This window comes from uncultured Thioclava sp. (assembly GCF_913064665.1).
GTDB classification, from domain to species: Bacteria; Pseudomonadota; Alphaproteobacteria; order Rhodobacterales; family Rhodobacteraceae; genus Thioclava; species Thioclava arctica.
Genome location: NZ_CAJYBT010000007.1, coordinates 1 through 12,779, shown reverse-complemented (window position 1 = coordinate 12,779; position 12,779 = coordinate 1). Strand labels below are relative to the sequence as shown.

15 protein-coding genes and 1 riboswitch are annotated in these 12,779 nt (G+C 61.3%); of the genes, 3 read left to right on the top strand and 12 right to left on the bottom strand.

The genetic code is table 11. The features are described from left to right. Positions 1 to 20: 20 nt before the first annotated feature. The 11 genes from QZ571_RS04215 to QZ571_RS04165 all read right to left on the bottom strand — a co-directional run bounded on the left by QZ571_RS04215 (position 21) and on the right by QZ571_RS04165 (position 11,105). On the bottom strand, positions 21 to 1,634 hold the full coding sequence (locus QZ571_RS04215) for an FMN-binding glutamate synthase family protein (RefSeq protein WP_295532223.1): 1,614 nt from the start codon (positions 1,632 to 1,634) through the stop codon (positions 21 to 23). Positions 1,635 to 1,922: 288 nt separating this feature from the next. Next, entirely contained in the window at positions 1,923 to 2,669 is a 747-nt protein-coding gene (locus QZ571_RS04210; RefSeq protein WP_295532442.1) for an ABC transporter ATP-binding protein, read from the bottom strand. Next, positions 2,669 to 3,652 carry an iron ABC transporter permease gene (locus QZ571_RS04205; protein ID WP_295532221.1) on the bottom strand — a complete coding sequence of 328 codons (984 nt, stop codon included), beginning with the start codon at positions 3,650 to 3,652 and terminating at the stop codon, positions 2,669 to 2,671. The genes QZ571_RS04210 and QZ571_RS04205 overlap by 1 nt, the downstream gene beginning before the upstream one ends. Beyond that, on the bottom strand, positions 3,649 to 4,470 hold the full coding sequence (locus QZ571_RS04200) for an ABC transporter substrate-binding protein (protein ID WP_295532219.1): 822 nt from the start codon (positions 4,468 to 4,470) through the stop codon (positions 3,649 to 3,651). The genes QZ571_RS04205 and QZ571_RS04200 overlap by 4 nt, the downstream gene beginning before the upstream one ends. A 28-nt stretch (positions 4,471 to 4,498) precedes the next feature. Next, a complete protein-coding gene (locus tag QZ571_RS04195; protein WP_295532217.1) occupies positions 4,499 to 6,313 on the bottom strand; it encodes a TonB-dependent siderophore receptor in 1,815 nt (604 codons plus the stop codon). A 137-nt stretch (positions 6,314 to 6,450) separates the two neighbouring features. Then, positions 6,451 to 6,651, bottom strand: a riboswitch (cobalamin riboswitch). Between the two features lie 32 nt (positions 6,652 to 6,683). Then, positions 6,684 to 7,727: a DUF475 domain-containing protein gene (locus tag QZ571_RS04190; protein ID WP_295532215.1), complete on the bottom strand. Its 1,044-nt coding sequence runs from the start codon at positions 7,725 to 7,727 to the stop codon at positions 6,684 to 6,686. A 103-nt stretch (positions 7,728 to 7,830) separates the two neighbouring features. Then, on the bottom strand, positions 7,831 to 8,274 hold the full coding sequence (locus QZ571_RS04185; protein WP_295532213.1) for a DUF1499 domain-containing protein: 444 nt from the start codon (positions 8,272 to 8,274) through the stop codon (positions 7,831 to 7,833). Further along, entirely contained in the window at positions 8,271 to 9,242 is a 972-nt protein-coding gene (gene speB, locus QZ571_RS04180; protein ID WP_295532211.1) for an agmatinase, read from the bottom strand. The genes QZ571_RS04185 and speB overlap by 4 nt, the downstream gene beginning before the upstream one ends. Positions 9,243 to 9,601: 359 nt before the next feature. Beyond that, positions 9,602 to 10,615: an SLAC1 anion channel family protein gene (locus QZ571_RS04175; RefSeq protein ID WP_295532209.1), complete on the bottom strand. Its 1,014-nt coding sequence runs from the start codon at positions 10,613 to 10,615 to the stop codon at positions 9,602 to 9,604. Continuing rightward, positions 10,612 to 10,827 carry a DUF5368 family protein gene (locus QZ571_RS04170; protein ID WP_295532207.1) on the bottom strand — a complete coding sequence of 72 codons (216 nt, stop codon included), beginning with the start codon at positions 10,825 to 10,827 and terminating at the stop codon, positions 10,612 to 10,614. Before QZ571_RS04170 ends, QZ571_RS04175 begins: the two co-directional genes overlap by 4 nt. Positions 10,828 to 10,862: 35 nt before the next feature. Beyond that, positions 10,863 to 11,105: a hypothetical protein gene (locus tag QZ571_RS04165; protein WP_295532205.1), complete on the bottom strand. Its 243-nt coding sequence runs from the start codon at positions 11,103 to 11,105 to the stop codon at positions 10,863 to 10,865. 216 nt (positions 11,106 to 11,321) lie between these two features. Here QZ571_RS04165 and QZ571_RS04160 point away from each other — a divergent pair, with 216 nt between their 5' ends. From QZ571_RS04160 to QZ571_RS04150, 3 genes are all read left to right on the top strand, one after another. After that, on the top strand, positions 11,322 to 11,810 hold the full coding sequence (locus QZ571_RS04160; protein ID WP_295532203.1) for an Rrf2 family transcriptional regulator: 489 nt from the start codon (positions 11,322 to 11,324) through the stop codon (positions 11,808 to 11,810). Positions 11,811 to 12,036: 226 nt separating this feature from the next. Then, a complete protein-coding gene (locus QZ571_RS04155) occupies positions 12,037 to 12,171 on the top strand; it encodes a hypothetical protein (RefSeq protein WP_295532201.1) in 135 nt (44 codons plus the stop codon). Positions 12,172 to 12,321: 150 nt separating this feature from the next. Further along, positions 12,322 to 12,669, top strand: a complete 348-nt coding sequence (locus QZ571_RS04150) for a TfoX/Sxy family DNA transformation protein (RefSeq protein ID WP_295532199.1) — start codon at positions 12,322 to 12,324, stop codon at positions 12,667 to 12,669. Here QZ571_RS04150 and QZ571_RS04145 read toward each other — a convergent pair. After that, on the bottom strand, positions 12,670 to 12,779 hold a 110-nt coding region (locus QZ571_RS04145; protein ID WP_295532440.1), incomplete at its 5' end, for a nucleoside-diphosphate kinase.

The following is a 12,779-nucleotide window of genomic DNA, read 5'->3' as shown; positions in this document are numbered from 1 at the left end:
CAGCGGGTCGCCCCCAAAAATCACACCCCGCTGTCAATGGGTTCAAACGCCTCGGCGCGGGCGCGTTGCCAGCGGTTGAGATAGCCAAAGCGGTCATCGTCCTCGCGCAGCAAGAAGCCCTCGGGCATGTAGGGATAGACCTCGTCGCCAACCTTGAAATCGCGGTCGGTGACGCGCACCAGCAGGTGGTGGGGCAGGAATTGCCCCGGATGGGTCAGCCCCGCAGCGCCGGTCATCTCGCTGAGCGCCTTCATTGTGTTGCGGTGGAAATTGGCCACGCGGGTCGCCTTGTCGGGCACCACCAAGGCACGCTGGCGGATCTTGTCTTGCGTGGTCACGCCGGTCGGGCAGCGGTTGGTGTGACACGATTGCGCCTGAATACAGCCCACCGCGAACATGAAACCGCGCGCCGAATTGGCCCAATCCGCGCCAATCGCCAGCGTCTTGGCGATGTGAAAAGCGGTGACCAGCTTGCCGCTTGCGCCGATCTTGATCTTGTCGCGCAGCCCCGCCCCGCGCAGGGTGTTGTGCACAAACACCAAACCCTCAACCAGCGGGAAGCCCATATGGTTGGCAAATTCCAAAGGCGCGGCCCCGGTGCCACCCTCTTTACCATCCACAACGATGAAATCGGGCGTGATGCCGGTTTCCAGCATCGCCTTGACGATGCACATGAATTCGCGCCGATGGCCAACGCACAGCTTGAAGCCAATCGGCTTGCCGCCCGACAACTCACGCAGTTTGGCGATGAAATGCATCATCTCGATGGGCGTATCAAAGGCGGAATGCGACGCGGGCGACACACAATCCACCCCCATCGGAATATCGCGGGCTTCGGCGATTTCGGGCGTGATCTTGGCGGCGGGCAGCATGCCGCCATGGCCGGGTTTGGCACCTTGTGACAGCTTGATCTCGATCATCTTGACCTGCGGATCCCCCGCGCGCATCGCAAATTTCTCGGGGTTGAAACTGCCATCATGGTTGCGACAGCCGAAATAGCCCGAGCCCAGTTCGTAGATCAGATCGCCGCCACCCTCGCGGTGATAGCGCGAAATGCCGCCCTCGCCCGTGTCATGGGCAAAACCGCCCGCCTTGGCACCCCGGTTGAGCGCCATGATCGCATTGGCCGACAGTGCCCCGAAACTCATCGCCGAGATGTTGTAAATCGAGGCGTTATAGGGCTGCTTGCAATCGGGACCGCCAATTTCGACGCGGAAATCGCTATTCTCGATATGGCGCGGTTTGACCGAATGGGTGATCCACTGATAGCCCGATTCCGAGACCCGCATCCTTGTGCCAAAAGGCTTGGCGTCTTCGATATCCTTGGCGCGCTGATACACGATCGTGCGGGTAGCACGCGAAAACGGCACCTCATCATCATCGCTCTCGATCAGATATTGCCGGATCTCGGGGCGAATTTCTTCGAATAAAAAGCGCAGATGGCCCAAAATCGGGTAGTTGCGCGTAATCGCATGGCGTGTCTGGATGATGTCATTCACCCCCACCAACGACAAAAAGCCAAAGATCACTGCGGCAATCAAAAACCAATCTGTCAGAATAAGTCCCGTAAGTGCGCCCAATGTCAGCAAGATACAAATGGCGAGCGGCGAAAAGCGAATAAAGCGGGTATACATGCCCCCTCCTCGGGGTTGATGACGTTTCGTCTTGGCAGCCACTTTAGCGCGCAAGGCCCCAGAGTCGAGGCGCAACGCCCCGCCCCATGACGCCGCGAAAAGGCCCGCATTTGAGCCCCCAACAAGGGGGTAAAGCCGCCAAAACCACCAAATGCGCAATTGCACACATGCCTAGCGTTCTCTCTTGGCAAGATCGTTGCGTATGATCCGCGAATTGCACCCCAATAGCGCGCCGCGAAGCGGGATCACTTATACGCGAGAGCGCGCCTGTCTTAGCGCTGGCCTATCTTAGCGCTGCAATGTCGAAAGCGCTTGGAAGACAGCACCTTGCGCGGTGTCCTCAAAATGGGCGCGGATGTGAAACACATCGGCCAAAAGCGCGCGACTGAGCACTGTGGCAGGGGGGCCATCGGCCACCAGACGCCCGCGATCCATCACCCAAACGCGGGTGCAATGGCGCGCGGCCAGTCCCAGATCATGCAGCGAACACAGCACCGCCCCGCCTGCGTCGGCATGCGCACGAAACACCTCCATCGTCTCGATCTGGGCGGCCGGATCAAGACCCGCGATGGGCTCATCGGCGAGGATCAGCGGGCTTTGTTGGGCCAGAGCGCGCGCAATCAGCACCCGCGCCTGCTCTCCGCCCGAAAGCTGCGTGGCGATGCGCGCGCGATAATTCTCAAGGCCCATCCGGGCCAGCGCCGCCGCGACCGCCTCTGCCCCCTGCGCCCCGTGATCGCGCCCATGCGGCAAACGCCCCAGCGCCACCAGCTCGGCCACCGACAGCCCCCAAGCGATCTCGCGCGCTTGGGGCAACCACGCGGCTGCGCGCGCCCGCGCCATCGGATCAAGTCGCGCCAGAGAGCTGTCGCCTTGATGCGCAATCAGCCCAAGTGCTGCGCGCATCAGCGTCGTCTTGCCCGCCCCGTTTGGCCCGATCAAACCGATCAGCTCTCCGGGGCCAATGCTGGCGCTCACGGTATCAACCACCGGGCATTGGCCGCGCAACGCCGTGAGGTTTTCAAGCTGTAGCATCATGTTTCCCGCCCCATCTTGCGGATCATCGCAAGGAAGAACGGCGCCCCCACGATCGCGGTCAGCACGCCCAGTTTCAGGTCACGCTCGGGTGCGATCACGCGCGTCGCGATATCGGCGGCCAGCAGCATCGCCGCCCCCCCAAGCGCCGAGGCAGGCAGCAGCCGCGAGGGCCGCGCGCCCAGCGAATGACGCAGCAGATGGGGCACGACCAGCCCGACAAAGCCGACCGCCCCCGCAACAGCCGTCGCCGCCCCCACCATCAGCGCGCTGCCAAACACGATCTGCAAACGCAGCCGTTTCAACGACACGCCCATCGAGGCCGCCGCATCCTCGCCAAGGCTCAACGCATCCAGCCCCGGCCCCGTCGCGAGCAAAATCACCGCCCCCAAAATCAGGAACGGGGTCGCCAAAACCACATGGGTCATCGAGCGATCCGCCAGCGAACCCATCAGCCAAAACACGATCTCGGCTGCGGCATAGGGCGATGGCGCAAGGTTCAACACGAGCGCCGTCGCCGCCCCCGCCAAGGCCGACACCGCAATCCCCGCTAGGATCAGCACCAAGGCGCGCCCCTCACGCCCGGCCAGTGCCAGTATCAACGCAACCGCCACGCCCGCGCCCGCAAGGGCCGCAAAGGGCAGCGCCAGCGCGAAAGCAGCATAAAGCCCGGTTTGAATGGCAATCACCGCACCAAGCGCCGCCCCCGCCGAGGTGCCAATCAGCCCCGGCTCGGCCAGCGGGTTGCGCAAGAACCCCTGCATCGCGGCCCCAGACAGACCCAGCGCCGCCCCCACACCCACGCCCAACAGCGCGCGCGGCAGGCGCAATTCGCGCATCACCAGACCCGGCGCGCCCTCGCCTGTAAACAGCGCGCGCAGCCCCTCCATCGGACCGATCCCAGACGGACCGATCAGCAGCGAGGCCAGAAACAGCCCCGCAACCGCCAGCGATAACCAGATGAGGATCGCGCGATAACTCATTGCGAAACCTTGCTTTGTTCTATTTTACGCCCCAGCGCCGCCAGATCGGCCACCGCCCCCAACATCGCAGGCGCTCCACAGGTCCAGCGGGCATCACGCAACCCGCGCTGCGTAGGTAAATCGCGCAACACCGGATGATCAAGCACCGATTGCGCCCGGCTGGTGCCCATGCTGCCTTGCGAGCCGCCGACAATCACCAGATCGGGATGATCCATCACCAGATCCTCCAGCGGCAACCGTCCACCGAAATCAAGCCCCGGCCCGCTGACCACATTGTCAAACCCCGCCAGCGCCAGAATTTGCCCCTCCAACGTGCGCGGCCCATAGCCATAGCCCGAAGGCCCAATCACCGCCGCGCGCAACCCCTTAGCCGGGCGCTTGATTGCAGCCAAACGCGCATTGAAATCCGCCAACATCTTGGCCGCGCGTTTGGGGTGGCCCAGCAACGCGCCCATCTTGGTGATGCGGGCGCGAATTTCGGGCAATGAGGTCGAGGGCGGCAATTGCTCCACGCGAATGCCCAGCGTCTTGAGCATTCGGATCGTGTCAGGGTTCGACCATGTGTCGGCCAGCACCAAATCAGGACGCAGGATCGAGATTTCCTCGGCCCGGCCATAGTTTAGAGGGTATTCCTCAGCCTGTTTCCAATGCACCGACATGCCCGGATCGGTCGCGAAGTGGCTAAGCGAAACGATCTGCCCCGGATCAGCCAGCGCCAACGCCAGCTGATCGGTGCATAGGTTCATTGAGACCACGCGCATGGGCAGATCAGCTGGTTGCGCCCAAGCGGGAACCGCCACCCAAAGGGCGGCGGTCACCAGGGCGCGCCAAGCGGCCCTACGAGGATCAAAACGTCGCACGCACCCCAACATAGGCAGCGCGATCCGAGGTGCCAAAACCCGGCCATAGCTCGTATTGCGCGTTGAACAGGTTCTCGATGCGCAGATAGGCCTGTTTGCCATCCCCAAAATCGTAGCTGATCTGCGCATTGGCCACCGCGTAATCCGGCAGGCTCTGGCGATCTGTGACAAAACGCAGATCCGCGCCTGCCGTGAAGGTGTCACTCAGCTTCGCGCTTAGTCCCGCAGTCAGCGTGTTGCGCCCAAAGGATGTGTTCCATGTCGAGCCCGCCGATAGGCCTGCCGGGTTCTTCCAGTCCAGATAGGTATAGCCGATCTGGTAGTCGATCTTGGCATTGATCGCCCCTTTCAGACCCAGCTCCAGACCTTGGCGCGTGGCTTTGCCTGAGGTCTGGTAATAGCTGCCCGCCGCGTAGTCGATCAGGTTGTCGACTTCGATCCGAAACAGCGTGGCGGTCAGGGTTTGCTTGCCGAATTTGCGCTCCAGCCCCAGATCATAGCTCATCGATTTTTCCGGCTTGAGGCTGGTGGAGCCGCCATAGCCAAACATCTCATAGCCAGAGGGCGCGCGGAAACCGTTCCCGACAGAGCCACGCACCAGCGTGTCCGCACTGGCTTGCCAGGTCACACCCAACCGCCCGGTGTTGAACCCGCCAAATTGCGAATGCGTATCATGGCGCGCAGAGGCAACGACGCTGACATTCTTGATCGGATCAACCGCATATTCCGCAAACACCCCGGTATCCGACGTCAGCACCTGCCCCGTGACATAGGTGCCGGTGTAGGATTCGAGCTTGCGATCGGCCCCGATTGTCAAACGGCCCGCCCCCAGATCGGTCGCGGCTTTCCAGTCAATCTTGCGACGCTTGCCGCTATAGCCGTAGTCATAGATCGGATAATAGCGCGAGGTGGTGTAATAGGTCAGCCCGATCTCGTGATCGAACCGCCCCGTAGTAAATTGCGCGAACACACGCGCGCCGCGTTCCTTGTGCAGCGTGAATTCATTGTCATCGACGGGCGGCGTGGAAAAACCGTCATCGAACTCGCCCCTGTCGTTTTGCGCAAACCCGGTGATCCCGACGAGCAAGTTCTCGCTAAGGCGCTTTTGCGCACGCAGGCTAAGCCGGTTGGCACGGTAACCGTCTTTTTCGGTGTTGCCGTTTGCCGCATCCGCCGCCGAATATCCGGCCGTGTAGATCTTGGACACCTGCACCGCCAATTCATCATCGCCCTGTTTCCACCCAAAACTATAGGCGGCATTGGCCGTTTGATAAGACCCCAGCTCCAAAGCGACGCGCTGGGTGATCCCGTCCTTAGTCGGGCGCGGCGTTTCAAGATTGATCACGCCTGCCACTGCCTGACCGCCATAGACCGCCGATTGCGAGCCGCGCAGGATCTCGACCCGGTCATAGTTCAAGCTGTTGAAGCGACCGAGATCGGGCAGGACTTGCGGTGCCGAGGGGTCGGACACATCGATCCCATCCACCAGCACCTTGACGTAGTTTTGCGACACACCGCGGATCGAAAACCCGGTCTGTGCGCCCATCGGGCCGCGCGCCAGAATGCCCACGCCCGGCGTCTGTGCAATCAGATCGGCCAGTCGGGTTTCGCCGGCGCGCTCCATTTCAGCCTTGGAAATCACGGTGACCGATTGCCCGGTCTTATCGCTCGAGCGCGGCTCAAGCGCGCCGTAATAGATCACGATCTCATCAAGGGCGAAGGGTTGATTGTCTTGCGCCCATGCCGGGCTGACAAGGGCGGTTCCAAGCAGAAGAGTTGCGGTGAAACGGGTGTAGGTCATATCCAAATCCTTCGGAACGCAGCGCGTGGCTTACGTGAAGTTTACAGTGCAAGTCTTTGGAAATATGAGAATCTCCGCCGACGGTGAAACTGTCACCACAAGCGGAATACCGCCTCTCCCGCGCACCCCGCACGGGTCGAAAGGATGAGCGCCTCGGCAGGTCTCCTGGCTTGCGGGTCGTCGCTCGGGCTGGCCTTCCCGGATCATAGACCCAGTGGCTCAGTCAGCCGTCACTCACCGCTCACAGTTGCGGGGGCAGCCCCGGAATGAACGCAAGCTGCGCCGCACCGGGTTCCCTTTTCATCCGCTTGCGCGGAACCGAAGTGCTGTCGAAATGCCGCGCCCAGCGCCACGTGTCAAGAAAAATTCATCACTTGTGAGGCGCACCAAGGCGGCGGTTGAACCGGATCGAGGACATCAGCGCCAGCCCGATCAACCCCGCCCCCACCAGCCCGGTGATTACCTCGGGGACATGCATCAAGGTCTGAAAAAACATTACCAGCGACAAGATCAGGATCGACCAGAACGCACCATGTTCGAGATAACGGAACTCTGAGAGGGTGTTGCGCTCGACCAGCATCAGCGTCATCGAGCGCACATACATCGCCCCCACACCCAGCCCGATCGCGATCAGGAACAGGTTTTGGGTCAGCGCAAAGGCCCCGATCACGCCGTCAAAACTGAACGAGGCATCCAGCACTTCGAGATAGAGAAACCCGCCAAGCCCAGCGCGCGCCGTTTCCGCGGCAAGGCTCGCACGATCCAGCACCTGCCCCAGCACCTCCACGGCCAGAAAGGTGGCCAGACCTGCCACTGAAGCGAACAGGAAATCCCCCTCGCGCCCATCGGGCAGCCAAAGGGTGAAGCCCAAGATCACCAGCAGCACAAAGCCAATCTCAAGTCCGCGTACCGAGGCACAGGCGCGCATCCGACATTCGAGCGTGTGAATCCAATGCACATCTTTGCCCTCGTCGATGAAATAGTTCAGCGCGACCATCATCAGGAACGATCCGCCAAACCCGGCAATCGACAGATGCGCGCCGTCAATGATGCGCGCATATTCGGCGGGCTGTTGCGCCGCCAGTTGGATCGCCTGCCAGGGCCCGATACCTGCCGCGATCACAACCACTAATAGCGGGAACAGAACGCGCATTCCAAAGACCGCAATCACGATCCCCCAAGTGAGAAAGCGCTTTTGCCAGATCGGGCTCATCGTCTTGAGTTTGTTGGCGTTCACGATGGCATTGTCAAAGCTGAGCGAGATTTCCAGCACCGCAAGCACCGCCGCGATCAGCAAGAACGAGAATGCCCCGCCCCAAGTGCCCTCGTGATGATAGCCCAGCGCAAAAGCGCCGATCAGCGCCACGATTGTGACCACGAAGGCCCATGTGAAATATCGCAACGCGGTCGTCATGCTGGCTCCTGCTGGCGTGACCGCGAGATAAGAAGCCCCCGGCATCCGCGCAAGGTGTCACGTCGCGGGAGTTCGCTGCTGTGGCACGATTGTCCTTACGCCGCTACAGCCCCGCCTCGTCCAGCCAGCCTTTGATGCGCGCGGCATTCACGCCCAGATCAAAGGCGCCAAAAACCAGATGCCCACTGATCGTCAGCGTACCACTACCGGCTTGCGTATCTTTGCCGACATAAAGATTGGTGATGTCAGGAAAGCCCCACAGCGCCGAGCGGGTCACATAGCTGATATGGCCCGTGGCGACCGACCCGTTGAGCACCCGCGTGCGCGCACTGGCCCGGATGATCTTGTCAAGCGCGACCATTTGCGCCTTGGGGTCCGACACATCGCGCACCGCCACGATCCCGCCCTTGGACGGATAATCGCCCGCCGCTTGCGGGGCCGTTTGGCGGTGAAAACGATCGCTGGGCAAAGGTGCAAGGCGCACATAGGCATCCCCCAGCACCACAAGCACCGCGATCAGCGCCAGGATGATCTGCAACACTCTCATCGGCCCTCCTTGCGCAACCCCCAGCCCGCCAGTGCCATCAACTCGGTCGCGACATGCGCCCCCGCGATGGCCGTCGCTCCGGTCGGATCATAGGGGGGCGAGACCTCGACGACATCGCCGCCGATCATGTTGATCCCCTTGAGGCCGCGCAGCAGCGCCGCCGCCTGCCAACTTGCCAGACCGCCCCAAACCGGCGTGCCGGTGCCGGGCGCAAAGGCCGGATCAAGGCAGTCGATATCAAAGGTTACATAGGTCGGGCGATCCCCCACCACTTTGCGAATGCGCGCCAAACTAGCCTCGATCCCGTCTTGATGCACCGAGGGCGCATCGAGGGTACTCACGCCCAGCGTATCGGGATTATCGGTTCGGATGCCCACCGAAACGGTCGTTTCCGGCGCCACCAAACCCAGTTTCAGCGCCTTGTACAAAAAGGTGCCGTGGTCGATCCGGCTCATATCGTCATCTGCCCAAGTGTCGGAATGGGCATCGAACTGGATCAGCGCCACGGGGCCGTGCTGCGCCGCAATCGCGCGCAAGATCGGCAGGGTGATAAAGTGATCCCCCCCCAGCGTGATCGGCACAACCCCGGCGTTGATGATGCCCGCAAGATGCGCCTCGATCCGGGCCGGCACCTCGGGGACATTGGCATAATCAAACGCCATATCGCCGTAATCGACGATCGAAAGTTCACTCAGCGGGTCATAGCCCCAGCCATAAGGTGCATCGAAGGCTTGCAAGGTGCTTGCCTCGCGGATCGCGCGCGGGCCAAACCGTGTGCCGGGGCGATTGGTGACCGCCTGATCAAAGGGAATGCCCGTGACTGCAATCTGCGCCCTGCGCAGATCTTTGCTAAGGCGGCGACGCAGGAAACTTGTCGCCCCGCCAAAGGCATTCTCGAAACTCAGGCCGCGCAGTTCAGCACGCGTAAAAGCCTGATCGATCTGTGTCTTCGCATCTTCCAGTGCCATGCTATCCCCCGGTTGTTGCTCTCAGATGTGGCGCGGCGCGTGCGCAACGTCAAGCGCGCCGCGTTTTATACAGCGCCTCCCTGCCACCCCCCCCGATTGATCACATCCCATCCGATCATGATCTGAATCGAGCAGCTCGCGCTTTCGTAAGTTTAAAATGCCTGCGCACCAAAACCACAGCCAAGCCCTTCACGTTGCTCACCGAGCAGAAACAAGGCTGGCGACAAGATCAAGCGGCGCGCGGGGGCAATCTGGCGCGCCGCCTTCTTTTGCGAACCGCCACCACACCCATGCCGCTGGCAGCACGAAAAAGGGCGGGCCAAGACCCACCCTTTCACGAAGCAATCCAGTGAACCGGCTTATTCGGGTTCGCAAATCTCAGCGCGCAGAATGCCCAGAATGGTGCGCCAGACCAGCCCCACGATCAGCACCGTCAGCGCCACCAAAAACACCATCCCCAACCGCTCATGCGCGATCGAATGGGCGTATTCGCCATGCAGGAAGGTCGCGATGGTCAGTGCGGCCAGCGGAAAGCTGAGCGCCCAGAAGCTCATGGCGAAAGGCAGGCGCAGGATGCGCGGGATCTGCACCGCCACAAGGGCAGCAAACACATAGGCCAGCGATAGCAGGATATGGGCGAACGGATCGACGCCATGACCGATCACCGCGCCCGGCGTAACGGCCTCCCCCGTCAAACGCAGCCAAGAAATGAAAGCTACGGCGGGCGGCGCGACCATAATCACCAGCGTCGGTTGCAACTTACCCGGCATCGGGTCGTGAAACACCAGCCGGTTGAACACCAGCGTCAACAGGATCAGCCAAAAGATCATGCCTGCCGAAAAGAACAGCCAACTGATCTCGGTGAACCCAAGCTGCGCCCCCGCCACCGGAACAATCACATTGCCCACCGCCGGGATGAACCAAGCCGGATTTAACTGACCATGCAGGAAGGAGCGCGTGCCAATCCAGTTGGTCACAACCGAGAGCGTCAATGTCCCTTGCAGCAGCGTGCCCACGATCCATAGCGTCAGCGCAAGCGCGTGCGACACGCTCATCGCGATGATCGCCAACAGCAGCAGCGACACCGCGATGGTCGGAAAGAATGCCAGCCGGATCGGGTGATGCCACTCGTCCTTGACGGCTTGGGGGTATTTCACCGCCTTGGCGAGGTAAAACGCAGCGATCAGCACAAAGACGACCGCTGTGAAGGCAAACATCCCCTGATAAGGCAGCGGCCCCAGCCCCATCGGCTTGGCGGCCGCGCGCAGAGCCAGCGTGAAACCGCCCAGCCCCATCGTGGTGGCAAAAAACGTGATCGGGAAATGTTCCAGCCGGTTATGGGCGCCGCTTGGCGCCATCTCAGTCGTGCTCATTTTGCGCCCTCCATATGGTCTGCGCTTTGGCGACCCTTGGTCAAAGATTGAACAGTATAAACAAGGATCGCGCTTCCGATAGCCCCAGCGCCTGCGACACCAAGAAGCACGATCCAGTCAATCGCCCCCCCGATATCGACAAAGCCCGAATGGGTGGCCCATTGCACCACCACCACCACCACCGCCGCGACCGCGCCAAAGGGCATGAACATCTACGCCAGCAGGAATTTGCGTGCAGCATAGCGTTTTAGGGTGACTTCAGGGCGACTTGCTGCATCAGCCAGGACATCCACAGCTCTTCGAGCGGTGAGATCACACCGAGGAAGGGCAGAGCCAGACGGTTCTGATAGTCGAACTCGACCGCGTCGCAATCCAGTTTCAGCCCGGTGGCCACGACCCGAAAAGCAGAGGCGACCACCTCGCCGCCCTTGGTGGTGACAAGCTGTGCCTCGGGGTCGATGGCGGCGGCGTAATCTTGCCCCCATGTCACGCCCAAGGGCTGCCACCATCAGACGGTTAACCAGCCCCGTCCCCGCAGCCCCCGAGCCCACAATCACGATCTTTGCCTTGGTCTGCACCAAGACCTCGGCGCTGACATAATGGCGCATCTGTGATGTGTTATTTAGCGAGCCTGAACTGACACAAATCAAACAGGCCGGGCAAATTATCACGTATGAGTGAAGCGACCCAAGCCCCGGAGGCATAAATGCGGCTGACCACTCGAAGCAACCTCGCGATGCGTGTGCTGATGTTTTGCGCGGTAAATTCGGACCGGATCGTGCGCAAACACGAGATCGCCGTGGTCTGCAATGCCTCGGAAAATCATCTTGCACAGGTGGTGAACACACTGGCCCAGACCGGGTTTATCCAGACCCATCGCGGACGCTCTGGCGGCTTGGAACTTGCACGCGCACCTGAAAAAATCGGGGTGGGCGATGTGCTGCGCACCTTCGAGGGAATGCTGCCCTTCGCCGAATGTTTTGACGCCAAAACAAACACCTGCCCCCTCAGCGAGGCCTGTTTGCTGCGCGAAGCGCTGATCGAGGCGCTTGAGGCGTTCTACGGCGCTCTTGATCGCAAGACGCTGGCCGATCTGGTCACCGACAACGCCGCACTTGAGGCGATCTTGCATCTTGATCGCGGCGAAAGCATGCGAATCTGCAGCACACGCAACACGCTGGCCGCGACCCGTTAGGCAGGTTTTCTCCTGCGAGGAGCCGCGTCATAGTTTTGCCAAAGTTCTCAGCCCAGCCTGCCATTCGTGTCGGTTCTGTCACAGTTTCATGACAGCCGATCACGGGATTGCGCAGATAATTCAGTTTTTCTTGACCCCCCCTTTAACCTGACCAAGCCTGAGCCTAATTGTCGCACCACAAGCGGGACTCACCCCGCACAACGCGACTCATGATGAGGCAAGTGTCATGCAACAGCAATCGGGCGGCCAATCCGGTCAACAACAACAGGGCGCAACGCCCCGTCCCGGCCAGCAACAAGGCCAGGCAGGCGGCGCGCAGCAGCAAGGCGGAACGGTCTTTAACGACTGGGCGTCGATCTAAGATCGCCTCGGCGACGCGCCCTCACTTGGGCGCTAGTCACCCCTCCTGACCGGCGCTATTTTTCGCAATCTTGCGCCGGTTTCCAGCTCGACTTGCGCACCCTCGCGCCCCACGCCACTCTGCCCCATCGCGATTGCGTGTAGGTGTTAGATGAGTGACGAAATTACCTCAATTTCCGGTCTCGGCCCTGCCAGCGCGCAGGGCTTTGCCCGCGCCGGGATCACCAGCGCGCAGCAGTTGCGCGCGCTTGGCGCCCATGAGGCCTATCGTGCTTGGCTGGCAGCGGGCAATGGCGCGCATTTCATCGGCTATTACGCGCTGCACATGGCGCTGCAAGGTCGGCCCTGGAATGATTGCCGGGGGGCGGAAAAAGCAAATCTGCGCAAATCCTTTGACGCGCTCTGCACCGAAGCCAAAGCCGCACCACCCCCAAAAGACAAGGGCCACACCCGATTGGATGCGGCCCTTGATGATATCGGTTTACGCAAAAAGCGCTGATTAGCCGACGAGTTCGAGACCCGAGAAGAAGAACGAGATTTCCTGCGCCGCGGTGTCGGGAGCATCCGAGCCATGCACCGAGTTTTCGCCCACGGAGAGCGCGAATTCCT

Bases quoted from the DNA above. Each gene is read 5' to 3' on its own strand.
- QZ571_RS04215 (WP_295532223.1), bottom strand. From the start codon at position 1,634: ATGTATACCCGCTTTATTCGCTTTTCGCCGCTCGCCATTTGTATCTTG.
- QZ571_RS04210 (WP_295532442.1), bottom strand. From the start codon at position 2,669: ATGCTACAGCTTGAAAACCTCACGGCGTTGCGCGGCCAATGCCCGGTG.
- QZ571_RS04205 (WP_295532221.1), bottom strand. From the start codon at position 3,652: ATGAGTTATCGCGCGATCCTCATCTGGTTATCGCTGGCGGTTGCGGGG.
- QZ571_RS04195 (WP_295532217.1), bottom strand. From the start codon at position 6,313: ATGACCTACACCCGTTTCACCGCAACTCTTCTGCTTGGAACCGCCCTT.
- QZ571_RS04190 (WP_295532215.1), bottom strand. From the start codon at position 7,727: ATGACGACCGCGTTGCGATATTTCACATGGGCCTTCGTGGTCACAATC.
- QZ571_RS04185 (WP_295532213.1), bottom strand. From the start codon at position 8,274: ATGAGAGTGTTGCAGATCATCCTGGCGCTGATCGCGGTGCTTGTGGTG.
- speB (WP_295532211.1), bottom strand. From the start codon at position 9,242: ATGGCACTGGAAGATGCGAAGACACAGATCGATCAGGCTTTTACGCGT.
- QZ571_RS04175 (WP_295532209.1), bottom strand. From the start codon at position 10,615: ATGAGCACGACTGAGATGGCGCCAAGCGGCGCCCATAACCGGCTGGAA.
- QZ571_RS04170 (WP_295532207.1), bottom strand. From the start codon at position 10,827: ATGTTCATGCCCTTTGGCGCGGTCGCGGCGGTGGTGGTGGTGGTGGTG.
- QZ571_RS04160 (WP_295532203.1), top strand. From the start codon at position 11,322: ATGCGGCTGACCACTCGAAGCAACCTCGCGATGCGTGTGCTGATGTTT.
- QZ571_RS04155 (WP_295532201.1), top strand. From the start codon at position 12,037: ATGCAACAGCAATCGGGCGGCCAATCCGGTCAACAACAACAGGGCGCA.
- QZ571_RS04150 (WP_295532199.1), top strand. From the start codon at position 12,322: ATGAGTGACGAAATTACCTCAATTTCCGGTCTCGGCCCTGCCAGCGCG.